Origin of the sequence: Bacteroides ndongoniae (genome assembly GCF_900108345.1) — a bacterium.
Classification (GTDB): domain Bacteria; phylum Bacteroidota; class Bacteroidia; order Bacteroidales; family Bacteroidaceae; genus Bacteroides; species Bacteroides ndongoniae.
The window spans coordinates 138042-159940 of record NZ_FNVV01000012.1 but is presented as its reverse complement, the minus strand read 5'-3'; the positions used below and the strand labels follow the sequence as shown (position 1 = coordinate 159940).

The window sequence follows — 21899 nt, the reverse complement described above, 5'->3', positions numbered from 1 at the left end:
TATTATTGAAACTTGCCTTTCGTCAGTTCCTCTTTCAGGAAAGCGAACACATAGTAGTAGCTTTGATGATAGAAATGTGTCCGTTCATCCATTATTTTCCGATAAGTTTCCGAATTGAATACTGTGGCAAGTGCCTCTTCCATTGTTATTCTGCTGTCCTGCTCAGTTAGCAGGATGGCAAGGTTCTTTACCATATCCACCATCATTTCCGTTTTCTCGCTCATATTCTCTTCAACAGTTTAATGGCACGTTCCGTACCGAAGAAATATTGGAAAGTTACTCCTTTCATGTACTGCAGGTTGCGCACAAGCGTAGGAAGGTTTATCGAACGGTTCTCGTATCGCCACAACTGCACGCCTACCCGGTCGTTGGCTATGGGGCCGATTACCACGTCATATTCATGTACAGGCTTTTCAGTCGGATTGTTCCGATTTAGCAGGATAAATCTTGCCCATTCTTCAGAATAACCGTCAAAGCGGAGTACATTCAGATCATTCAAGACATCGTCCTCAACAAGGTAGCTTTGTACAATTGGGCTGCCAATCTCCAACTGTTCAACTTTCACTTGTGCCATGTTCAAAGCCTGCTCATAGTCCGCAGATAGGTAAAATCCACGTCCGAAATCTTTATTCGGTTTCGATTTCAGCAAATCTATTCTATCGAAATCCTTGTTTGTTCCATGATAAAGTTTCATACCAATGCCCCTCCATGACGATGACAATATTCCGCGATGTCGTCCACCATTGAGGCAAACGACTGTGTATGCACATATCCGAAATTGCGGTCGATGAAATCTATTCCTTTATAGCGACTCAGGTAGTTGAAGGCCTGTTTCATCGTCAGTCCGTACTTGCGTCCGAACTCCAGGATGAAGATGACCGTCCATTCCAGTTTGTCCTTTACATTATATTCCATTGTGATATTCCTTAGACCTTTTGGACAAAGGTAGCAAAAGGTTCGGCATAAAGAACAAGCTCATTTGATTTTTTTATGTTGAATCGAATTTATCTTATTTCATTGAGTCCACTTTAAAAAGTCTGTTTCCCATGAGTCTCTTTATAGTTACTATCACTTTGACACACCCGTTTCGAAGGAGATCCTTCACTGTGTTCAGGATGACAGAATGACAACTACGTTATGCTCTAAGGCAAAAAGTGTACTTTTTAAAGTGGACTCATAAACCTGAATAAGATAGGTTCGGCATAGTCAAAAACTGAAAACTTTGTTTTCTTTTTGCCTCTGCGCTCACCTTTCGCTATCTTTGCCCCCAAATAATATCTATCATTAAGGTTTTAAAATATAAGCAGCAATGAAGAAGATACCCAGTTTTACTATCGACCACATCCGCCTGTTGCGTGGCATCTACGTATCGCGCAAGGACGAGGTGAACGGTGAAGTGATCACCACTTTCGATATCCGTATGAAGGAACCCAACCGCGAGCCGGCTCTCGGTCAGGGTGCCCTGCACACCATCGAGCATCTGGCAGCCACCTACCTGCGCAACAATCCGCAGTGGCAGGACCGCATCATCTATTGGGGACCTATGGGATGCCTGACCGGAAACTATCTGTTGATGCGTGGCGACCTGCAACCCGAGGACATCGTGCCGCTGATGCAGGAAACCTTCCGCTTTGTAGCCGAATACGAAGGCGAAGTGCCCGGTGCTGCTCCGCAGGATTGTGGCAACTATCTGCTGCACGACCTGCCCATGGCCCGTTGGGAGTCGGCCAAATATCTGCATGAGGTACTGGAGCACATGACCGAAGCCAACATGCGCTATCCCGAGAAAGACTGATCGGGACAGCAGAGAGAACGGCATAAGAAAACGACCACCAACTGTTGCCGCAGGATGTAAAATCCGGGCGGGGCAGTTGGTGGCCGTTGTTTTTATAATATAAATGTCAGACAGGCTTCGTGTATGCTTCTTATTCGATGTAGTTCGGTGTGAACTGGAAGTCGGAAGCACCCTTCGTAGCCGTGAAGTCTGTACCGGTATAGTCTTTCGGCCCCGGCATGAACAAGGCGTGTTGCAGGATGTATCTTACACGTTCCTTCTGCTGCTCGCTGAAGCTGTTGGCATCGGAGATGGCATAGTCCATGATGTTGGTAGAGCGGAACTCTTCACCGGTCTGACTGTTGGTACGCATCACGTACGTCTGATAGGCTTCGGACGACTTGGATGTGATGGCAGGGTTGAAGGTCAGATAGTTTGTGAGACGTATGTCGTACTGGTACTTGTTGTAAGGCGGTGTGTCCGTACAATAATCCGTATCCTGGCTGGTGTTCGTATTGCCGTTATTCAACTGGTTGAAGGCATGATACAGACCCAGGAAGTGTCCCAGCTCGTGTGCCAGCGTTACGCCTATGTCCGAAACAGAGTATGCTTCGTCATCATTGGTCAAGTCGTAGATGTACTTGTTGTTGATGCATACGCATTGCGGATAAGGGTTATCTGCTAAATTGGCTCCTTTTTTGGCAATGCTGATGCCTTCTAATTCATATGGCTCGGGCAACCAGGGGAATTGCGAGATACCCAAAATCTGACTGTCGGAGAAATTGTAGAGCATGATGTTGACATATTTGCTTGTGTCCCATAACAGCGACTTGTATTTGGCGTCGCCACTACCCATGAACGAGGAGCAATCCATTGTGGTATATTGCCACTTCTCGCGGCTAACACCCGGTTCCTCCAGGCGGTTGCCTTCGGGATCTTCCGTAGCCATAACAAACTCCAGATTCAGGTCCACACCGCATTCACGATAGTATTGGTTGACGCGATCCATCACTTTCTGCAGGTGTCCTGCCTCTACGTAGTGCTGGGTGTTGTTAGCGTTCCAGTAGAGTACGTGGAAGACGACAGGCAGTTTGTAGTGGTGGTTGGCACTATAGGTGTAGGCTTCTTGCTCAATAAGGATGGACTGATTGATACCCTCTTCGTTGGTCAGGGTGATCGTACCCGTACGTTTGTCCTGATTCAGGTTTTCGTCCACGGTCAGCGTCAGCAGGGTTTGCGATTCGTTTACCTGCCATTCTACCCATGCAGGTGCGGCCGATACGGTCCATGCGCTGGTACTTGTTACGGTTATTTCGAACTGACTGCCTTCGATTTCGGCAGTCAGTTCGGTTTCATCTATTGTTAGCGCCGGCGTTACATCGTCGTCGGAGCAGCTGAAGCACAAGGTCATTGTGAGCAGCAGGAACAGATATTTCAGTTTCATGTTTCGTCAGTTTGTTGGTTTATTCATATTCGAATGCTACAGACTTGTTTACACCGCAACTGATAACGTTGTCCACAGTGTAACGCGAACCGCTTGCGTTGCGCGATACGATGATGAGTACACGTACGTTGGACAGATTTTCGATGTCCATACTGTTCAGGTCGAACTCGTGTACGAACATCTGTGTTTCGCCTGCCTGGCACTCTTCTTTACCGCCCAGGTTGCCACCTGTGATGGGGCTGGTTGATGAGATGCAGCGCAGTACGTTGCTGTGATGGGTGAAGTCGTAGGTTTCTTCCAACGACGGGTAACCGTTCATCTGTCCTTTGGCATAGATGTCGTCTTCTACCACCCAGGCAGATACACGGTATTTTCCGGTTTGGCCTACCTTGACAGAAGCTGTAACGCTGAGGCTGCCCGATGCTTCTGTGCCCGATACGGCAGCACTGATGCCAGTGTTGGCAGTGGCTTTTAGTTGTTCCTGAGCTTCTGACTGAATACGTCCGCATACGCTGGCTGGAGAATCAGAGCCAAAGATACCCATGATTTCGCTACTTGATTGCAGGTTGAAGAGCAGTGCCGGGATGCCGGAGTTGGAGATACCTGTTTCTTTCAGTACAGAGTTGCTATAAGTGGAAATCATATCGTCGCCCGACATAACGCCGTGTGCGGCAGCCACTACAGTACTTTTGTATTCCTCGGTTTTCTCGTATTCAGTCAGTCCGGCAATCATCATCGGACAGTAAGTACAGCCAAGGCTTGTGCCTTGCAGGGCAAGGATGCGGTGTTTGAATCCGTCGAACTTGGCAGGTTGCGGATCGGCAGGTAGTTCAAGCATCCCTCCGATTACGGTCACAGTGATTGTGGTCGACATTTCGCCGTTGTAGCTGGCAAAGAAAGAGTATTCACCAGTAGTGGTCGAAGTAAATGTTGTGCCGCTGAACTGTTCGAAGGAGCTTCCTTTCTTCTGGTAGATGGCAGCCTGGTCTGTAACATCTTTGTCACCTTTCAATACGGTGAAGACGGCGGCATCTGTTCCGTTGTTCTCGATGTAGGCGGCGGATGCCTTGAGCGTCAGTGTGCCCTCGCCATTGCCTTCGTCTGTTGGATCGTCCGATCCCGAGTTGCCTGTACATGCGGCGGTGAATGCCAGAATGAACAGACAGGTCAGTAAATTCCAGTATTTTTTCATAATGTTCTTTTGCTTTTAATTAAAATGAAGTGGTTAATGTCAAGTTGGCTCCTGTATAGGCAGGGGTATATCGGCATACACCTCCCGAGCATACATATCCGGCGCGGTTGCGTCCGTAGCTCAGTTGCAGGCGTGTGTTCTTTTGCGTGTAGCTGACGGAGCCGCTGTAGTAGTGCACTTTGGTAGTGCCCAGGTTGTACATGTCGCTCACCGAAAAACTCCAGCGGGGCGCAAGGCTGAACTCAACCAGTCCGGCCACCCAATCTTTCTCGTAATCCTGTGAGTAGAGGTATTGCACTTCGGCACGGAGCGACTTTTTGCGGTCGAACTTGTAGAGACCGTCCAGTACAACGATGTTCGATGCGTAAGTTACGTCATCCATTCCGTGTGTGGGGCTCCATTCCTGTACCGAGACAAGCAGGGTGGTCTTGAACTGTTTGTTCCACTGACGTTCAACGTCGCCGTTGATGTCGCGCCACAGCAGTCTCGATTTTTTGGTAACAGCTTTGTCCGAGTAGAACATGGAAGCGTTGGCGTGGAAGTTCCAGTACTGGCTGCGGTTTTTCTTGTTGCGCAGGGAGTAGTAGATGTCCACCTGTCCGCCCCGTTCGCCTTCGCCGTTACTCTGGTAGGGATTCAGGTTGGCCAGCATGTAAGTATATTGACGGGTCAGTGCGGGCAGATAGTTCAGAATGTTTCCTGTACCGTTACCGGTGTACGACAGTTTAGTGCTCATGTATTTCAGTTCGCGATAGGTGGCCAGTACGGAAAATCCCTTATGGCTGTAACCCAGTTCGGCAAGCAGTCCGTGTCCCTGGTCGGTGGTACCTATCAATGCGGGCGAAATATCGTTGCTTTTGCCTACGTATTCTACGCGGGCGTTGAGGCCTTTCCAGTCGAAGTTGGCACGTGCTGAATACATGTTTACGTTGGGGCGTGCGACGCCGGCCATTTCATCGGGCACTTCTTCGTTGCGGTTTACCAAGCTACCTTCGATGCTGAAGAATGTTTCTGTCCAGCCGGCCAGGTTGTCGATGGACAAGCTCAAGTCACCGCCTCGTACCCAGGAGTCGGCGTAGTCGGTATACAGGCGCGGACGTCCGTAGAGTCCCTTTACGGTGATATAGTTCTTATAGTTGTACGAACCATACACACCCTCGATGGAGTTGTTGATACCCAGTGTGCGGTCTTCGAAGCTACGGAATACCATTCCCGAACCAAACTGTTCGAAAATGTCTCCGGCCCGGAAGGAAAAGTTATCGTCTTGCCAGTTTACATATTTGATACCTAGAATAGCTTTCTTGTCACCATAGACACCAATGTCGTATCCCTGTAAGGCTGGCAGATAGCCTTCCAACTGAACCCCAGCACTGAATTTGCCTTGAGTATAGTCCAGCTTCAGGTAATTGTTGCTTCCGAAGTGGTCTTCCGGATAAACGCTGTTTTCCGATCCGAGTTTGTTGTCTTTTACGTAGTAGATGCTGTTTGATTCGAGGCTTCCGCTCAGGTGTCCTTTGCTTTGGGCAGACAGTTCGGGCGTGGCAGCACAGGCTGACAGCAGTAGAAATAGCAGATGTTTTTTCATTGTTTGGCGATTGCTTTAAGTTGCTCTAACAATTCGTATTCACTACCCGGTGTATAGCCAGTGTGCGAATAAACGATTTTTCCGTTACCGTCGATAACGAAGGTATGTGGTGTGAGGGTTACGTTCATGGCACGCTTCAGATCCTGATTCTTGTCGAACAGGCAGATGAAATTCCAGTCGTAGCCCTGAGCCATGGAGCGGGCACGTGCTGTGAAGCGGCTGTCGTCGATGGAGACGGCAATGACGTTGAAGTCTACTTCCTCTCTCCATTCGTCCAGAAGTTCGTTCAGGGTGTTCAGTTCGGTCAGACAGGGTTTGCAGGTGACACCCCAGAAGGAAACGATGGCAGGCTTGCCACCAAGAATCTTTTGTGTATTGACTTGTTCCCCTTTTTCGTTTTCTACTTTGACGTCGGGCCATACAGATTGTGCAGAAGCTGAAACGGCCAGCAACAAGAAGAGGAATAATGAGCAGATAAATGATTTATTCATAGTTGGAAATATTAAAAACTTCTATGGAAGATCATCCTTCCATAGAAGTTTTTATGGGTTTAAAAATTGAATTATTTTTTTAAGTCCTTTTTCAGGTTGTCTAGGGAGAATGTCTCACATTTGACACTCTTCTTGGCAACGTAATCATAAGGAGCACGTGTTCTGCGGAAGTGGTTGCCACTGCGAGCTGATACCTTCGGTGTCTTGATCTCGGAAACGCTGCGGCTGGTAGCAGTCTGCATGTTCTCATCAGTAGCACGTGTCAGCACAATACCTGATTGAGTGGTGGGGAAGTTCCATGACGGATAGCCAGGCATGTATTCGATGGCGAATCCGGGGCAATAGTACAAACCTTCCTGTTCCACTGGTTTGATGGTGATAGTATTCATATCTTCGGATATTTCAACAGGGAATTCAGTGGTGTAATAGTTACCAGAGTTTTCCTGATTGTAAGCGCAGAGTACCAATGTTCTGTACCAATCGGATACGGGATCTACATAGCGCAGATAATCATAACCGTTTTCAGCATAACGGGTCGTGATGACGGATACACTGTCGTTACCGTTCTGGTCTTTGGCAATCTTGAAGAACAATTTAGGACCATAGTCGCGGAAGAGTTCGTCGGTGCTGTAAGCCGAATATTCGGTAGAGTGGAACAGATCCCAAGAGCTGGCGAAAGGAGCATTCCATTCGTCGTATGAGAATCCGGTAGCAACCAGGCAGTTTTGGTCTTTGTTCTTTTGGGTGTAGTAAGCGGCTCTGTCTTTATATTCGTTGAAGCTACTTTCTACCATTTCTTCAGCTTGCTCCTGCGTTTTACCAGAAGCGATGAAGTAGTTCACCAGTTCTTCTTTCACGTCGCTGGGGAGTGTAGACACTTGTTCGGGGCCTGCTGCGATAGTGACAGGCATTGTTACTGTACCGTTGCCATATGCACTTTCCATAGTAGCTGTCCAGTTACCAAGGAGTTTGTTAAACAGCTGGCTGTTGACGGGTTCTTCGGGAGTCAGAGCAGCCGATGTCGTACGGCAACCTTCTTCCTGATAGAAGAGTTTCGTTTTTTCGTCTACGTTGTAAGACTCCAGAACCAACCATGTTTCTGTTTCATCTATAGAGGTGAAATACAGGTCGTAACCTTCCGGACTATTGATTCCTGTCATTACCTCTGCATCGCTAACCATTACTCCATACATGGAAACCATGCTGGCAACATTCTCTTCCAGATCGGTACCTGTCAGACCGTTCAAAGTCGGATACCAGTCTTTTGTGTAGTTACACAGGTATTTGAATGCAGCACAATCTCCGTTGGGAGCCTTAATATTGAAGCATACCTGATACGGGTTGCTGACTTGCTTCGGAGTGATTTCCAGTTCTACCGCAGGTTTGTCTGATTCAATGGCTTTAATGCCTTCCAGTGTATGGAATGACTGTACGGTACCTTCTTGGTTGTAGATAGCTGTGATGTAAAGTGTATAGCTTTTGCCTTTTTCGATCGGATAAGGGAGTTGCTGTACGCCGTCATAAATACTACCGTAAATTATCAGTGAGGCTTGTAAGCCATCTTCACCACCAAATAAGTCGAGATATAACTGCTTGTCATCGTCAGAAATCAGTACGACTGCATATTGCATGACATCTTCTGTCGGGGTCAGGGTAAGGAGGGCGGTCTGCTCTGTGATACGGTCGATGTTAACCATCACTTCACCTGCGCCTTTATCAGCTTGTTTGGTGAAGAACATGGTTTTGGCGTAAAGTCCGTTGAATGATAAACTTTCGCTTGAAGGTTTCTCTTCTGTATATTGTTTTACGTTGGGCAGTGTAGAAAGAAGGATACCGGGGTCACCGCCTTCTCCTTCGCTATATTCTACATAATTGTCAGTCGAACCGTTTTCGTCGCATTGGCTTACAAAAAGTACATAGCCAGTACCGGGATAAATAGAATAGGTATAAGCATCTGCAGGATAATCAGCTTCGTTCAAGGCTCCTTCGTAGGCATTGCCACCGTTCTTTACGGTAATAGTTTGAGGTCCTTTGAAACGTGGACTTTGCATGCCGAATCCGGCAACTGTCCAGTCTACGTCGTTACGACCGAATTGCATCTGGTAGTTAATGTATGTTTCATAATCAACGAAATTGATCATGTAATATACATCCTCAGGAACCTCTACATGGAAAGTTGTAGAAAACATGTCTGTTTTGACAATAGTCACCATCTGAGAATAGTTGGGGGTGGTGATTGTTTGTGAGAGGATTCTGTATTCGTTACCTACTTTGAAAATGAAGAATACAGTATACGTTTTGTTACCTTCCAGACCAGTTACAGTCTCTTGTGCAGTGTCTCCGGTTACGGTGACAATCGTACCATTTTCTTGAGCTTCTGCGTATGCAATTACAGGATCCGGTTCGGCGGCATTGCTACCTTCTATTACTTTATATACATATGATTCTGCTCCTTTTGTTTTTAGGTTGAAAGTAGCAGAGGTGGCGAATATAGCATCAGAAGCTGGAGTTTCTACTTCGATTACTGTAGTGTCGCCATTGTTGGAGTCGTCATCAGAGCAACTCCACATTCCGCAGGCCAGCGCAAAAAAGCCTATCAGGAATGAACATAGATACAATTTTCTCATAAAATTAAGTTTGTTAGTTTAATTTGTAAATAAATATGGTCAGGGTAAAAACGCATACTATTTGGCAGGAATGCAAAATCCTGTAATAGCTGCGATGTATGTACAGACGTTTTCTCTTGCTATGTATTTAGTAAATAGCAATTGTCTGAAAGCCTTTTTGAAATACACAAAGAATTTAAAAAAATACTTTTTTAAAATTTGGTATCTGTTGAATTAAAAAGGAGGAACAGGTGACAACATGAAGTTGTTAGGAAGGATGGGATTGCGGTATAAATTTTCTCCTGCTTCTTTGTGCATTACCTGCCGTTTGTTGAAGGTATAATTGGCTGTTGCTAATGTATAACAACATATAGCTTGCGACAGGATTTCTTTTGCAGTCCACATTTTTTTTAATTTATCCTCAAATCCGCAACCGCCCTCATAAGATGACACAGAGGTCAAAAAGGTAGCGACACTGTGGCAAAAGAGGGTGCAACGCAGCAAAAATCGCCACAAAGACGCATTAAATCCCCTTACCCCACCATGCGACTTGAGGCAATACGCAAAATCACGACCATAAGTTGTCGGTGTCATCCAAAGTCATTCTGGAACACATCAGCATAAGCGTTGTTGCATGAATAGATATTCAGCACATACTGCCTTGATGTCCTGACCCATTTGGCTGGCACAGAGATGAACTTGAAGACAAACGCCTTGATGCGGCTTGTTGCTTTGAGTCCGAACCTCTTCACGTCAAGCCTCGCCATGATGAATTTATAGAAGTTGCGTATGAGTGCCGTAAGCAGAAGAAACACCGTGTTTTCTCCCATGAAGGATTTTGGAAGCCTGTTCCAGCCGAATCCGTTATTCATGTCATCGAAGATGCGTTCCTTCCCTCCACGGAGGTTATAGAATTCGACAATCTCTTTCTCGGAAGACTCGTAGTCATTTGTAAGGATGCAGCGGTAGGTGTATTCTCCTTCCCACAGGTCGAGTTCGCCGTCTATCCGCTTCTGTCTTTGAATCACAAGACGGTATGCCTTCCCTTTCCATTTCTCGATGAGAATGGAGGCCAGCTCAAACTCAATGCCGCCCAATTCCACTTTCTTCCAACCTCTGAGGGCAAAGATGTCATTGTAGAGCGAACTGCATCGGTTGGCACGGATATAGAAGGTCTTGCAGTGTTTAGCAATCTCTTCCACTATCTCTTCAGAACACGAGCCGCAATCAGCTCTGAAACGGTTGATCATAAGCTTGTTCTTTTCAAACCTTTCAAAGAACCTCTTCAGCGTGTCCTTCTGGTGGAAACGGACATTTGTGTTGCCGTCGCTGTTCTCAATGCCGACAATCAAGTCGCCAATAACCGCCACGCCAGGACGGTATCCGAGAAACTTCTTGTATGTGGGTTTCGCATCAAACTTCTCAGCCTCTATGAACTGGTGGTCGAAGTCAACGTCATACCCCTCGCCATCTTTCAGCTGCCCTGTGGACAATAGGCAATTGAGGAGCAGTGTATTCAGCATGTCTGCCGTGTTTAAGTCGTAGGTCTTGCCAGTGTCGGATGTGTAGGAAATGTTATCCTGGGTCAGTTCCTTTATGGCTCTGAGAATCGTGTCGGCACTGCATGTGCGAAGTGTCGGATGAAGCGAGAGGTGATACATCAGATGAGTGGTGACATCCTCTATGCATGAGCCGCCACAGAAATAAACGCTCATAAGCGAACGGATGATTTCGCTGTATTGATAACCATACAGCCTACATCTCATACCGAGGGTTGAGTCGATTACAGATGAGAGATTGGAGTCAAATTGCTCCATTATTGAAAAAATTCCTCCAAAAGGAGAGAGTTTCTCAGATTTTATTGCTACCTTTGCCATGTCTGTCGGGTTTGATACATATTTTGATTTGCAACACTAAGATAGGTGAAAAATCTGACATGGCAAAATCCTGAGCAACTTTTTGTTGCTCAGGTACTTATAAAATAAGTTAAACTAAAATGCTGCGGAATTTAGGTTTATTGTTAATTTTATGCTTGTTTCTGATTTTGTCGGCAAATATAGGTATTATTTTTGATTAGTGATGATAAATCAGAACTTATTTTAATATAAACTGCATTTTTTGCTTATAGAACGTTATTTGATTCGCGTAAATAATATGATTTCGTATATTTTTTGCAGATTTATTGAATAAATGGAAATATGGGAATGATTATCCCTATGAACTTCGCTCTGAATCTAGACAATACATTTTTATATTTTATATTGTTGGTAATTAGTAGATTGATCTGCTATTAATCTTGATGCTATATATAATAAAGGATTGTATGGGATATACTAATTATTGTTAATAGAAAAGCCGGTGTGGATAGGTTGTATACTAGCTTGTATTAGAAGAAGGAGAAAATCCGAAGCACGTTTTTTATGATGTTTCGAATTCCCTCCTGATAATTGTAAAAGTAATATGTTTTAGATAATTTCGATACCCTGTTCCTTACAGAGCTGGAGTCCCAGGTCTTTTAATTTGAATTTCTGGATTTTACCACTGCCGGTCATGGGGAACTCCTTGACGAAGAAGATGTATTTAGGAATCTTGTAACGCGAGATTTTGCCGATACAGAAGTCGCGTACATCGCTTTCGTGCAAGTCTGCTCCTTCGTGCAGAATGATGAAAGCTCCTACGGCTTCACCGTATTTCTTCGAGGGGATACCTGCTACCTGTACGTCTTTCACACCCGGAAGCTGGAAAAGGAATTCTTCGATTTCGCGCGGATAGATGTTTTCGCCACCGCGGATAATCATGTCTTTGATGCGGCCCGTGATGCGGTAGTTCCCGTCTTCGTCTTTCACACCCAAATCGCCCGAGTGTAAGAAACCGTTCTTGTCTATTACTTCGGCCGTTGCTTCTGGGTTCTTATAATATCCTTTCATGGTGTTATAACCACGGTTACACATTTCGCCTTGTACGCCTACGGGGCACTCTTCGCCTGTTTCGGGGTCGATGACACGCACTTCAGTGTGTTCGAAGTCGCGGCCTACGGTGTTGCAGCGTACTTCGAACGAGTCGTCGATGCGGGTGGCGGTCATGCCGGGCGCTGCTTCTGTCAGTCCGTATACGCTGGTTACCTTCATAAACATCTTTTCTTCTACCTGTTTCATCAGTTCTACAGGGCAGAGAGAGCCGGCCATGATGCCCGTACGCAGACTTGACATGTCGAACAGGTTGAACATCGGATGATTCAGTTCGGCAATGAACATGGTAGGCACGCCGTAAAGGGCCGTACAGCGCTCTTTATGAATGGAAGCCAGTACGACAAGCGGATCGAAACGTTCTACCATCACTTCGGTACATCCGTGCGTAAGACAGTTCATGGTGGCCAGTACCACACCGAAACAATGGAACAGAGGTACGCAGACACAAAGTTTATCATCGGCAGTAAACTTCATGTGCTCTCCTGTCAGGAAACCGTTGTTGGTTATGTTGTAATGGGTCAGCATTACGCCTTTTGGGAAACCGGTGGTTCCACTGGTGTATTGCATGTTTACGACATCGTGGCAGGTTACCTGTGCCTTTAACTCATTGAGTCGGTCGTCGGCCACGTTGTTGCCCAACAACAGAATTTCAGATGTGTTGTACATACCCCGGTGCTTTTCCTGCCCTACATAGATAACGTTTTTCATGTGTGGGAAGCGTTCGCTTTTCAGGTGGCCCCGCTGGCAGGTTCTCAGTTCGGGGAGCATCTGATAAGTCATCTGCACGAAATCGCTGTCTTTCTCGCCGTTGACAATGCACAGGGTATGCATGTCCGAGTTCTGGCAGAGGTATTCCAATTCGGCTTGTTTATAATTGGTATTTACGGTAACGTAGACGGCTCCTATCTTGGCACAAGCATATAACAATGTGAGCCAGTCGGGCACATTGGCGGCCCAGATGCCCACGTGAGTACCACGTTCTACACCGATGGCGATGAGACCTTTGGCCATGTCGTCAACACGGCGGTTGAACTGGCTCCAGGTGAAGCGGAGATTTCGGTCGGAATAAACGATGTATTCTTTGTCGGGTGTTTTTTCGGCCCAATGTTCCAGCCATTGGCCGAGGGTACGTTCGTATAACATAAGCGTTTTTCTTTATTCGTTTTTCATTTATAAGTATTTCGTTTTTTCATTATTGAGCTTATAAACATCCGTTTATAGACTTAAAGATTACTTATTTGATATGTATCTGTCAGTATGAGTTGTTTTTTCCCAATGTGCAATTCTGCTTGTGTATGTTGTCGGGAGGGTGAAGTCCATAAAGCGGTGTAGTTCCCGTTTTTGCTTGGAGCTATTTTGTAGATACCAGGAGTAAGGACTTCTACGATTGTTTCGTCCGGCAACTTCAGAGTGGCAGGGCGACTGGTTGCCATCCAGCAGGTTCCGTTTTCGAGTATAACAGCCTGCAATGAGCGGTCGTTATGCAGCACACGGATGGAATGGCGATCGAAAAGGACAGTTTGCCGACGGTCGGAATCGGGTAATATCAGGTATTGGTAAGAAGCATTCTTCGGCGCTGTTCCGTGATTCAGGCAGAGTTGCATTACTTCGCCGCTTACGTTTTCGCGAGGATACATCTGCATGATATCATGCCACTGTCCTGTACGCTTTTCGGTTGTAGCTGTTACATTCAGTTCTTCGTTCCAGGCGATGTAGCCTGTGTGATGATGGAAATAGCGTACTTCGCTGGTCTGATTTTGGGTATCGCTTCCTGTTAAGACTTGCCAATTGCCATCGGGGCTCAAGAAATATAAGTTATCGCGTTTGTAGCATTGCTCAATAGCGGTAGTTACGGCCAAAGTGCTGTCGGCCTCTATCCCTGCTCCGAGGCATAGTATATAGTTGTCGGTGAAAATCCATGCTTTTCGCCCTTGTAGTCCGGCACGGTTCAAATCCATGACAGTCATTCCCTGTTGTCCGTCTGATAGACCGCCTACAAAGTCTGCGTTATTGCGCGGGCGGTTGCCTTTGACCACTGGTATAGGAGCATCGCTTTCGAAGGCGGTGACACCTGGCAGCTTCCGCCAATCCCACAAAGGAAAAATGTCGAGGTATTCGTGTCCGTCGGTGTACACATAAGTGGCTCCGTCGGCCGAATAGAAACCTTTCATATTGTCACCGTTCAGTGTTTCTGTGCCGATGACTTTGTTCGAAGCCATTTTTACGGTGGCCATCCATGTAGGGCGGCGGTGTACGGTATAGTTGGAACAGAAAAAGTGTTTATTCCCAATCAGATCATTTCTTGAATGAAGTTGGAAATTCTCATTGCACAAAGCGCGGGCAGTATTGTTACATGATTCGGACATGCCTCCTCCCAGTTCGGTTGCAGCAAAAGCGGTAGAAAGACCTTTGTGGGTTTGTCCTTCACGGAAAAATTGTCTGCCCAGTGCGCTGATGTCCATTTGGCCTTTCCACAATATCCAGCGATATCCTTTATCAATAAGCTGACGGAGGATTTCCAGTTGTTCATCGCTGAAGGCCATTGAAGTTCCGGCAAAAACGCCTGAGTAAAAACTCATACTTGCCAGAAAAGCCAGTCCGTAATTGCCGAACTGCTGTTGCGTGCCATGCTGGTGAAAACTCCAGTCGGGCTGTATGCCTTCGGTTTGCCCCGTTACGATTTCGGATACGATGGTGTCGCGTGCCTGTCGTACCAGTTCTTTGTCTTCCTGAAGCAGGGCACGCACCAGCACATTGCCGGCCAGCCATACTTTGTTTTGTCCTGTCATGCCGAAACGCGCGTTTTCCATTACTTGAATGGCGCTTTGACGTTCTTCAGCTGTCAGTTGTGGCTCGAATAACAGGAAAGCATTACCCAGTGTTTTGGGAACTCCGATCTGATTGTACCACCAGTTCGGGCAGACGGGTTTGGCTGTGAACCAATAATGGAGTGCTTTGTGGATACAAGCCTCGACCTTATCGGAATGGTAATAAGGGCTTTCTGGCGAGGTGTATTGTTTGGTCAGTTCCAGAATGCGTTCGGTGTGGACGCGCGGTTCCCATCCCGAACGTTTTTGGTCCTGATAGTTAATGTCTGGCCAGGTGCCGTTTTCTGTCTGTTCGGATATATATTTTTGGATGGATGCCGCTTGTGAAGACTGGCGTTGAAAAAGTTCCACTACCATCTGGTCAGAAGCGCTTTCTTCTCGTGGCAGTTTTTCCAGCACTGCGTTCAGCTGCTTTTGTCCGGTGTTTCCCAATAATTGGATGAAGTTCTTTTTGGTACGGATTAGGTCGGAGTCTTGAGCAGAAATACGGCCGCTGATAACAACCAAACATAATAGTAGTATACCTGATGTAATTTTGTGTAGATGCATATGTAATGAGTGGCTAGAGGTTAACGTGAAAAAGGAAGGCAGAAAAGGCTCAATAAACTTTTAGGTACGGATTACAAGTTGGGGGGATAAGTTTATCCGCAGATACCCATGTAATCCGTACCTGAAAATATGAATATATCCGTTCTTTTCTGTTCCGATACATCCTTCCGTACATCTTATACCGGAGTATAGATGACGGCCAGAATCTTGGCAGCCTGTCCCTGATAGGCATGTACGTGATGCGGCACAATGGAATCATAATAGATTGTGTCACCTTCTTCCAGCAGATAGGTGTTTTTCCCGTAGCTGATTTCCATAGTTCCTTCCATGACCATGATGAATTCTTCACCTTCGTGTGAGGAAAGTACAAAGTCGCTGTCTTCGGTAGGTGCTACGTCAATGATGAAAGGTTCCATATGACGGTCGGCTTTCGATTTCGACAGTGAATGATATTCCATATGTTTACGGCTCTGTATGGCGTTGTTCGAGAAGCTGATGCAGTCGGTAGCTTCCGATTTGCGGCATACTACAGGACCCATTTCGTCCTGATCGTCAAGGAATGTGCCAAGACGTACGCCTAATACACGTGCAATTTTGATGAGTGGCGCCAGCGAAGGCAGATCGATGTTGTTTTCAATTCGCTCAATTTGTTCTACGGCAAGGCCAGAACGTTCAGCCAGTTCTTCTACACTGATAGACTGATTCTCGCGGAGTGATTTGATCTTTTCTCCTACAATCTTGCTTGTATCCATAATTATATTTTGGTTTAAAAGTTATTTATCTGAATTAGAAATCCAAGAAGAAAGAAAATAAAAGAACTATCATATTCTTACTTTTCCCCAAGCAGGAAGTTACAATATTCCTTCTTTTTTCTTTCTTCTGAATTACATTGTTAATGTAGTTAAAACGCAAAAATAAGATAAACTTTTGCTTATTACAACTATTTGTGCGAAAAAGGTGAATATTTATTTCAGCCATGTAGCACGTTTCCACAGATACTCCATCGGGCCGTGCGAATGGTGTGCCATCCACCAGCGGCAGAAGCTGAACTGAAGAATAAACAGCAGGATTCCTGTCAGGAAGCTGGCTGTGATGCCCAGATCATCGTGCAGTCCGAATCCCCAGTTATAGAACAACAGGGAACCGAAGATACTTTGAGTAATGTAGTTGGTCAGACTCATGCGTCCGTAAGGGACAATCTGTGCGAGACGCCGTTGCAGGCGGGTGCGATAGTAGGCGAAAAGTATAGCCGACACCAGCAGAAGCATGAAGGCAAACTTATATAAAGAAGAAATGATAAGCAGCAGCGGAGTACGGATAGAAGGGTTGTCGATGAAACCGGGTAACATGTTTCCTAATCCGTAGAGGGGGAAGAAGGCTAAAAGCGAACCACAGAGGACTTTATTCCAGATTTTCAGGTTCTCTTTCAGGAACAGACCGCGTTTTCCTGCCAGAAATCCGAGTAGGAAGAGGGCAGCTGTTTGGAATACACGTCCATTGTCCCATGCCCAGGCAAGGCTGGCAAGTTGCCCTTCCCACAGATTGACACGTACTGTTTCCCAGAAAGTGCCATGGCTTTGTACTTCGAATGTGGCTCCCCACAAATCACCCGTAGGCAGTGCTGGAGTTACAAAAGCCGGATCGAAGCAGGCACGCAGGGTATAATAAAGAGGTAGAGGTTGTATGAGCAGGATGCAGGCCAGGATAAAAATCCATTTGTCTTTCATCTTGCAGGTCAGAGGTAGAATGAATCCTACTAACGAGTAAAGCACCAGTACTTCGGCAGTGAAGAACATAGCGTTCAGGTTGCCGATGAGGAAAAGCAATATCAGTCGCCAGCAGAAGCGCAGACGGAAGTCATGACCGCGCATTCGCTGGTTGTCGTATTGAATGAAATAACTGAATCCGAAGAGTAGTGCAAAAACGGCATAAGCCTTTCCGCCCAGCAGAAAGAAAAGCCCGTCCCAGACAGCCTTGTCGGTAAAGGTGAGCCAGGCACTTTGTCCGGTGGTGTCGGGGAATGAATAAAAATTGAAATGTTCGATGCTGTGCAGCAAGATGATGCCCATAACGGCCAGTCCGCGCAATACGTCGGCCACTTCTACCCGGGCGTGTTTTCCTGTCGGTTGTTCCATAATTTGTTGTTTCGATAAAAGTTAAACAGGCTTTTAGCCCGGATTTTAATTCAATTGGCGGCAAAGATACGGAAAAAAGTTTCATAAACCGATGTTTATGTGTAGGTTTGCAAAAGAGAAGTTTCGAGCCGGAAACTGATGGAGTGTTGGCGGGACAAATAGTCCTGTATAGTTTGCTTTCGGATGAAAAGAAAACCTTATGGATATTAACCTATAAAAGAAGTCTACAGATGAAATTCAAGAAGATTGTAGGAGTTGACGAAACACTGTTGAATACGGCGGCTATTGAACGGTTGCATGAACTGGGAGAGGAAGTAGTGATGTATCACGATTTCCCTTCGGAAGAGGAAGAGGTAATACGCCGGATCGGAGATGCCGACTGCCTGTTGGTGTCGTTTCGGACACCGGTGAGAAAGAACGTGCTTGATGCTTGTCCTGGTCTGCGCTACATAGGAATGTGCTGCACTCTTTATGATCCGGCAAGTTGCAATGTCGATGTGGTCGAAGCACGCAAGAGGGGCATTACGGTATTGGGTGTGAAGGATTATGGCGACGAAGGAGTGGTGGAATACGTTATCAGCGAACTGGTTCGTTTGCTGCATGGTTTCGGAGGAGTATTCTGGCTGGATCAGAGTACAGAACTTACCGGCCGCAAAATCGGTATTATCGGGCTTGGAAAGACCGGCCGTATGGTGGCTGATGCTTTACGTTTTCTGGGAGCTGACATATGTTATTACAGTCGTACCCGTAAGCCTGATGCAGAGGCTGTAGGCATGACTTATTTGTCGCTTGACGAACTGTTGCAGCAAGCAGAGATTGTATGCACTTGCCTTCCCCGCAACAATTATCTGTTGGGCGAACGTGAATTCAATCTGTTGGGAAACCGTAAGATTCTGGTGAATACTTCCGTCGGGCCGACTTTTCAGGCAGAGGCTCTTTGCCATTGGCTCAAGGCATGTCCTAACAGTTTTTATTTGTGCGATGCTACAGGTATGGGCCAGTTGAAAGATTTGCTGACACCCTATGCCAATGTGCTTTATACACCCTACATTTCGGGAAAATCGATGCAGAGTGTGGAACGTTTGTCTAAAAAAGCTATAGCGAATGTAGAAACAGTTCTTGCACAATTGTAATTTCAGATTTTTTCCAAAATTGCCCTGTATGTTTGCAATCTGTAAAGGGAAAACAATGTTTTAGATAAGTAAGTGAACACACCATAATGGAAAACAATAGCAAATATGGCATAGGGCTTATTGCCTTTCTCTTATTGCAGGTGCTGACAATACGGATTGCTGCACAGGATGTGGACAATACCACTTGGGCAAAGTTGGGAGTGAAATACGAGGTTTTGCCGAAGCTGACGTTGTCAAGTAATCTGGAGTGGCGTACCGAAGACGATTTGAGTATGACTGACCGTTGGGGACTCGACGTAGGTGGTTCATACAAGCTGCTGCCCTTCTTGAAGGTAGGTGCCGGTTACGAAGTGCATTACCGCAATCTGGAGGAAGCCGGCTGGAAGTTTCGTCACCGCTATCATGTAGACGGCACACTTTCACATCGGATACAGCGCGTCAAGCTGTCGTTGCGTGAGCGTTTTCAGCATACATTCAGTGCCGAAGAGAAAGAATTTCGTCTGCGTTCTCGACTGAAAGTGGCTTACGACATAGCCCGTTGCCGGTTGGAACCTTATGTCTCGGTCGAGATGTATAACGGATTGGGACGCGGCGAGCATTTTGATGTGGCGCGTATGCGCTATCGCACTGGTCTGAGCTTTCCTCTGGCAGAGCGATGGGAGGCAGAGGCTTTCTATTGTCGGCAGTGGGAACGGGACGGCAGCAAAAATATTTTTGGAGTAGAGTGTATCTATCGGTTCTGACACTGTAGCAAATATTATGTAGATCAGAAACGATATCCCAGACTTACCGATACCGAGTGCATCAACTTGTGCTTGGGTAAGTCTATTTTTCTTCCTTCGATGACGATGTTCCGGCTTCCGCCGAAGAGGTCGAAGTCGGAGCAGGTATATCCGACCGAGAAGATGAGTCCGTTGTCCACTTCCAGCGAGAAAGCCGTACGCAGGTGGTAGTAGACGGTACGGGCACCTTTGTTGCTGACGTGCTCGCGACGAACGGCCGTCCATACGCCTGTCTGATTGGGATAGTAGTCGATGTTGAACTCGTTGTTGGCAGATAAGGGCAGGGTGAGTCCGGGAGATATGGAGAGGTAAAGGGCATAGTCTTTGTCACGTCCCACCCATAGTTTGGGAGTATTCAGTTGGAGGCTGGGACGCAGAGCTAGAAAGTAGCTGGCAGCGTGCTCTGTTGTGCTGCTCCAAAGAAATTGCTGGTTTTGCGAGAATCCACTGATGCTTTCATCATGATAAGGTTGTGTAAACAGCAATCCCAGGCTGATGCCAGCATATTGTATGGGCAGAAATGTGATGGAGGGTTCCACTTCCCAAGCATCGTAATTGTTGAGTGCGCCTTCCAGCTCTACCTTCCAGAACGGACGTTTTTCCCGTTGCTGAGCAGGCAGAGCAAGGCACACACAGTTGAAGAGTATGAAAAAGAAAAGTTTATTTTTCATTGTTAAGGGTGGTTATGAATCGCTATTATAGTTGTAACTTCTTTCTGTGTTAGCTTTGGCTTTTCGTTTGCAAAATTAGCGGATATCGTTCGTCGGAACAAAAAAACAGATGTACATCTTTGAAATACATATTGCTGATAATCAATAGAATATTTGTTTTGCTTGATGTACATCTGTTTCTAGAATGAAGCGTATTGGCTATTCTTCAAGTTCTATTTGTCCACTAAAGGAGATTGGTTGACGTCGAATGGGTTGTACGTGTATGTATGCCGAACCGTTTGAAGAGATTGTTACAGAATAGGTATAACTGTCTTCTTCGTTGCTCGTAGTAATCTTGACTTCTTTACGGCCCCGTTTCTTCTCTTTTGTTTCGTACGTCTGGATGGGGGCATTGAAGTTTAGTGCTTTCCCTCCTCCGTAAGGGATGCTGTAGGCCTCGCCCGTATAAGGCAGGTAAGAAAATAAAGAGTCGTTGCGTACTTCCAGACTATAGCTATCCGTTAGTGCACGGCTTCGCCCTCGTGTAGGGGTCATGTAGTTGACATCAATGCGAAAATGGCGTTCATCAATGGCTTTCTTGACCGCTTGTTCATTGCGTACCTTTTCGGTTTGTTTGTCCTTTTGTGCGGATAAATGAAGCGGAAAGCAAACGGCCGCAGTAAAAAGAATGATGCAGAAGGATTTTTTCATAAGGCTTTCTTTTTTATATCGTTTGTTATTACTGATGAGTTCGGCAAACCAAAGATAACGATTCGCCTTGAAAATACAAGCAGATACAGGTTTGTATTGGAATGTTTTAGCAATAGAATACGCTATAAAAAGGATATTAACTATCAGCCTGTTACATGAATCGTGAGCAACCACTCTTGCAATTATTTTTCCCCAGTTAGGAAAAAATAATTCTCCAGTTAGAAAAAAATATTTTCCTAACTGGGAAAAAATGACGAGTGGGCAAATGAAAAAATACCTGTCGTGGTACTTCAGATGAAACACGGCGAATTTCGGATGGTTATGACTCACGGGCGGTATTAGCGCGATGCTGTTGCGGTGCAGGCAGCTTGCAGGCGGGTGTCGGCCAGCGAGTAGCTGAGGATGTAGCAGTGGCCCGGCTCTACGCTTTGCCCGTCGTTGTTTCCATAAGTCTGGGGTGTTGTCGTGAAGGTTTCCCCGTCGGTGTTGGTGGCGGTCAGTGTATAGGTGAAGGTCATGTTGTCCGTATGGTCGAAGTAGGTGGTTTGGCCGGGATCAAGCGTTTTTGTAGCGCCGGAGTCTGTCGTATATACGGTAAGCTTAGGGTTGGAGAATAAGGCAGTCAGTTCGTTACTGAACGGTGCCAGGCTGATGCCAACGTTGATCATCGGTACCTGCAAGTCGATGTAGCTTACTTTCTCGGGCTCGATGCTGAAGGTTGTCCGGGCATAATAGCGTGGGTCGTCGGCTCCTGTTGTAAGGTAAGCTTCGTTGTAGGCTTCGAGGGTATAGGAGCCGGCATTCAGTTCCACCTTGGCTTGGGGAAACTCTCCCGGCGCATAGACTTTGTCCGCATCAGTTCCGTTGGATATCTTGATGTACAGGTCTTCCTCAACGGCACGGGTGACGATGTTTTCCGCGGTGACGGAACCGAGGGTAAGGCTTTCTAATTGCAGATAGCCTTTTCCCGTTTCGGTTAGTACGTCTTCCTGCTGACAGCTTATCAGCAGGAGGAGCGAAATGAGTGTATATAATGTTCGTTTCATATGT

Annotated in this window: 20 protein-coding genes; 3 read left to right on the top strand and 17 right to left on the bottom strand. The window is 46.3% G+C overall.

Translation table 11 applies throughout. The annotated features are described in order from the left end of the window. Window positions 1-2: 2 nt before the first annotated feature. The 3 genes from BQ5591_RS00995 to BQ5591_RS00985 are packed head-to-tail and all read right to left on the bottom strand — an operon-like array spanning window position 3 to window position 915. Window positions 3-224: a hypothetical protein gene (locus tag BQ5591_RS00995; RefSeq protein ID WP_071148090.1), complete on the bottom strand. Its 222-nt coding sequence runs from the start codon at window positions 222-224 to the stop codon at window positions 3-5. Continuing rightward, the gene (locus BQ5591_RS00990) at window positions 221-694 is read right to left on the bottom strand and encodes a DUF3990 domain-containing protein (protein ID WP_071148089.1); all 474 of its coding nucleotides are present in this window, start codon (window positions 692-694) and stop codon (window positions 221-223) included. Before BQ5591_RS00990 ends, BQ5591_RS00995 begins: the two co-directional genes overlap by 4 nt. Next, window positions 691-915 carry a DUF3791 domain-containing protein gene (locus tag BQ5591_RS00985; RefSeq protein ID WP_071148088.1) on the bottom strand — a complete coding sequence of 75 codons (225 nt, stop codon included), beginning with the start codon at window positions 913-915 and terminating at the stop codon, window positions 691-693. Before BQ5591_RS00985 ends, BQ5591_RS00990 begins: the two co-directional genes overlap by 4 nt. A gap of 394 nt (window positions 916-1309) precedes the next feature. On the opposite strand from BQ5591_RS00985, the gene BQ5591_RS00980 reads away from it, so the two are divergent. Continuing rightward, window positions 1310-1795, top strand: a complete 486-nt coding sequence (locus tag BQ5591_RS00980) for an S-ribosylhomocysteine lyase (protein ID WP_022163836.1) — start codon at window positions 1310-1312, stop codon at window positions 1793-1795. A 130-nt stretch (window positions 1796-1925) separates the two neighbouring features. On the opposite strand, the gene BQ5591_RS00975 is transcribed toward BQ5591_RS00980, so the two are convergent. The 11 genes from BQ5591_RS00975 to BQ5591_RS00925 all read right to left on the bottom strand — a co-directional run bounded on the left by BQ5591_RS00975 (window position 1926) and on the right by BQ5591_RS00925 (window position 17573). Further along, entirely contained in the window at window positions 1926-3218 is a 1293-nt protein-coding gene (locus BQ5591_RS00975) for a zinc-dependent metalloproteinase lipoprotein (RefSeq protein WP_071148087.1), read from the bottom strand. Between the two features lie 19 nt (window positions 3219-3237). Further along, complete coding sequence (locus tag BQ5591_RS00970) at window positions 3238-4410, bottom strand: Omp28-related outer membrane protein (RefSeq protein ID WP_071148086.1); 1173 nt, start codon at window positions 4408-4410, stop codon at window positions 3238-3240. Window positions 4411-4429: 19 nt separating this feature from the next. Beyond that, a complete protein-coding gene (locus tag BQ5591_RS00965) occupies window positions 4430-5995 on the bottom strand; it encodes a DUF6029 family protein (RefSeq protein WP_071148085.1) in 1566 nt (521 codons plus the stop codon). After that, entirely contained in the window at window positions 5992-6486 is a 495-nt protein-coding gene (locus tag BQ5591_RS00960; RefSeq protein WP_071148084.1) for a TlpA family protein disulfide reductase, read from the bottom strand. Before BQ5591_RS00960 ends, BQ5591_RS00965 begins: the two co-directional genes overlap by 4 nt. A gap of 71 nt (window positions 6487-6557) precedes the next feature. Beyond that, window positions 6558-9113, bottom strand: a complete 2556-nt coding sequence (locus tag BQ5591_RS00955) for a hypothetical protein (RefSeq protein ID WP_071148083.1) — start codon at window positions 9111-9113, stop codon at window positions 6558-6560. A gap of 213 nt (window positions 9114-9326) precedes the next feature. Further along, a complete protein-coding gene (locus BQ5591_RS21260) occupies window positions 9327-9686 on the bottom strand; it encodes a hypothetical protein (RefSeq protein WP_159434400.1) in 360 nt (119 codons plus the stop codon). Beyond that, window positions 9683-10969: an IS1380 family transposase gene (locus tag BQ5591_RS00950; RefSeq protein ID WP_071147970.1), complete on the bottom strand. Its 1287-nt coding sequence runs from the start codon at window positions 10967-10969 to the stop codon at window positions 9683-9685. Before BQ5591_RS00950 ends, BQ5591_RS21260 begins: the two co-directional genes overlap by 4 nt. A 588-nt stretch (window positions 10970-11557) precedes the next feature. Continuing rightward, a complete protein-coding gene (locus BQ5591_RS00945; protein ID WP_071148082.1) occupies window positions 11558-13204 on the bottom strand; it encodes an AMP-binding protein in 1647 nt (548 codons plus the stop codon). 80 nt (window positions 13205-13284) lie between these two features. Continuing rightward, on the bottom strand, window positions 13285-15396 hold the full coding sequence (locus tag BQ5591_RS00940; RefSeq protein WP_235817015.1) for a polysaccharide lyase 8 family protein: 2112 nt from the start codon (window positions 15394-15396) through the stop codon (window positions 13285-13287). A 218-nt stretch (window positions 15397-15614) separates the two neighbouring features. Further along, window positions 15615-16190: a helix-turn-helix domain-containing protein gene (locus BQ5591_RS00935; protein ID WP_022163845.1), complete on the bottom strand. Its 576-nt coding sequence runs from the start codon at window positions 16188-16190 to the stop codon at window positions 15615-15617. A 213-nt stretch (window positions 16191-16403) separates the two neighbouring features. Next, window positions 16404-17573: a DUF418 domain-containing protein gene (locus tag BQ5591_RS00925; RefSeq protein WP_071148079.1), complete on the bottom strand. Its 1170-nt coding sequence runs from the start codon at window positions 17571-17573 to the stop codon at window positions 16404-16406. 230 nt (window positions 17574-17803) lie between these two features. Here BQ5591_RS00925 and BQ5591_RS00920 point away from each other — a divergent pair, with 230 nt between their 5' ends. Together BQ5591_RS00920 and BQ5591_RS00915 are read left to right on the top strand one after the other, a co-directional pair. Beyond that, window positions 17804-18706, top strand: a complete 903-nt coding sequence (locus tag BQ5591_RS00920) for an NAD(P)-dependent oxidoreductase (RefSeq protein WP_022163847.1) — start codon at window positions 17804-17806, stop codon at window positions 18704-18706. Window positions 18707-18792: 86 nt separating this feature from the next. After that, complete coding sequence (locus BQ5591_RS00915; RefSeq protein ID WP_071148078.1) at window positions 18793-19449, top strand: DUF2490 domain-containing protein; 657 nt, start codon at window positions 18793-18795, stop codon at window positions 19447-19449. 23 nt (window positions 19450-19472) lie between these two features. Here the strand turns inward: BQ5591_RS00915 and BQ5591_RS00910 are convergent, their stop codons facing one another. From BQ5591_RS00910 to BQ5591_RS00900, 3 genes are all read right to left on the bottom strand, one after another. Beyond that, on the bottom strand, window positions 19473-20159 hold the full coding sequence (locus BQ5591_RS00910) for a hypothetical protein (protein WP_071148077.1): 687 nt from the start codon (window positions 20157-20159) through the stop codon (window positions 19473-19475). A gap of 198 nt (window positions 20160-20357) precedes the next feature. Beyond that, complete coding sequence (locus tag BQ5591_RS00905; RefSeq protein ID WP_071148076.1) at window positions 20358-20849, bottom strand: DUF4251 domain-containing protein; 492 nt, start codon at window positions 20847-20849, stop codon at window positions 20358-20360. Window positions 20850-21187: 338 nt separating this feature from the next. Continuing rightward, window positions 21188-21895: a DUF4493 domain-containing protein gene (locus tag BQ5591_RS00900; RefSeq protein ID WP_071148075.1), complete on the bottom strand. Its 708-nt coding sequence runs from the start codon at window positions 21893-21895 to the stop codon at window positions 21188-21190. Between the last annotated feature and the right edge of the window lie 4 nt (window positions 21896-21899).

Bases quoted from the DNA above. Each gene is read 5' to 3' on its own strand.
- BQ5591_RS00995 (WP_071148090.1), bottom strand. From the start codon at position 224: ATGAGCGAGAAAACGGAAATGATGGTGGATATGGTAAAGAACCTTGCC.
- BQ5591_RS00990 (WP_071148089.1), bottom strand. From the start codon at position 694: ATGAAACTTTATCATGGAACAAACAAGGATTTCGATAGAATAGATTTG.
- BQ5591_RS00985 (WP_071148088.1), bottom strand. From the start codon at position 915: ATGGAATATAATGTAAAGGACAAACTGGAATGGACGGTCATCTTCATC.
- BQ5591_RS00980 (WP_022163836.1), top strand. From the start codon at position 1,310: ATGAAGAAGATACCCAGTTTTACTATCGACCACATCCGCCTGTTGCGT.
- BQ5591_RS00975 (WP_071148087.1), bottom strand. From the start codon at position 3,218: ATGAAACTGAAATATCTGTTCCTGCTGCTCACAATGACCTTGTGCTTC.
- BQ5591_RS00970 (WP_071148086.1), bottom strand. From the start codon at position 4,410: ATGAAAAAATACTGGAATTTACTGACCTGTCTGTTCATTCTGGCATTC.
- BQ5591_RS00965 (WP_071148085.1), bottom strand. From the start codon at position 5,995: ATGAAAAAACATCTGCTATTTCTACTGCTGTCAGCCTGTGCTGCCACG.
- BQ5591_RS00960 (WP_071148084.1), bottom strand. From the start codon at position 6,486: ATGAATAAATCATTTATCTGCTCATTATTCCTCTTCTTGTTGCTGGCC.
- BQ5591_RS00955 (WP_071148083.1), bottom strand. From the start codon at position 9,113: ATGAGAAAATTGTATCTATGTTCATTCCTGATAGGCTTTTTTGCGCTG.
- BQ5591_RS21260 (WP_159434400.1), bottom strand. From the start codon at position 9,686: ATGACACCGACAACTTATGGTCGTGATTTTGCGTATTGCCTCAAGTCG.
- BQ5591_RS00950 (WP_071147970.1), bottom strand. From the start codon at position 10,969: ATGGCAAAGGTAGCAATAAAATCTGAGAAACTCTCTCCTTTTGGAGGA.
- BQ5591_RS00945 (WP_071148082.1), bottom strand. From the start codon at position 13,204: ATGTTATACGAACGTACCCTCGGCCAATGGCTGGAACATTGGGCCGAA.
- BQ5591_RS00935 (WP_022163845.1), bottom strand. From the start codon at position 16,190: ATGGATACAAGCAAGATTGTAGGAGAAAAGATCAAATCACTCCGCGAG.
- BQ5591_RS00925 (WP_071148079.1), bottom strand. From the start codon at position 17,573: ATGGAACAACCGACAGGAAAACACGCCCGGGTAGAAGTGGCCGACGTA.
- BQ5591_RS00920 (WP_022163847.1), top strand. From the start codon at position 17,804: ATGAAATTCAAGAAGATTGTAGGAGTTGACGAAACACTGTTGAATACG.
- BQ5591_RS00915 (WP_071148078.1), top strand. From the start codon at position 18,793: ATGGAAAACAATAGCAAATATGGCATAGGGCTTATTGCCTTTCTCTTA.
- BQ5591_RS00910 (WP_071148077.1), bottom strand. From the start codon at position 20,159: ATGAAAAATAAACTTTTCTTTTTCATACTCTTCAACTGTGTGTGCCTT.
- BQ5591_RS00905 (WP_071148076.1), bottom strand. From the start codon at position 20,849: ATGAAAAAATCCTTCTGCATCATTCTTTTTACTGCGGCCGTTTGCTTT.
- BQ5591_RS00900 (WP_071148075.1), bottom strand. From the start codon at position 21,895: ATGAAACGAACATTATATACACTCATTTCGCTCCTCCTGCTGATAAGC.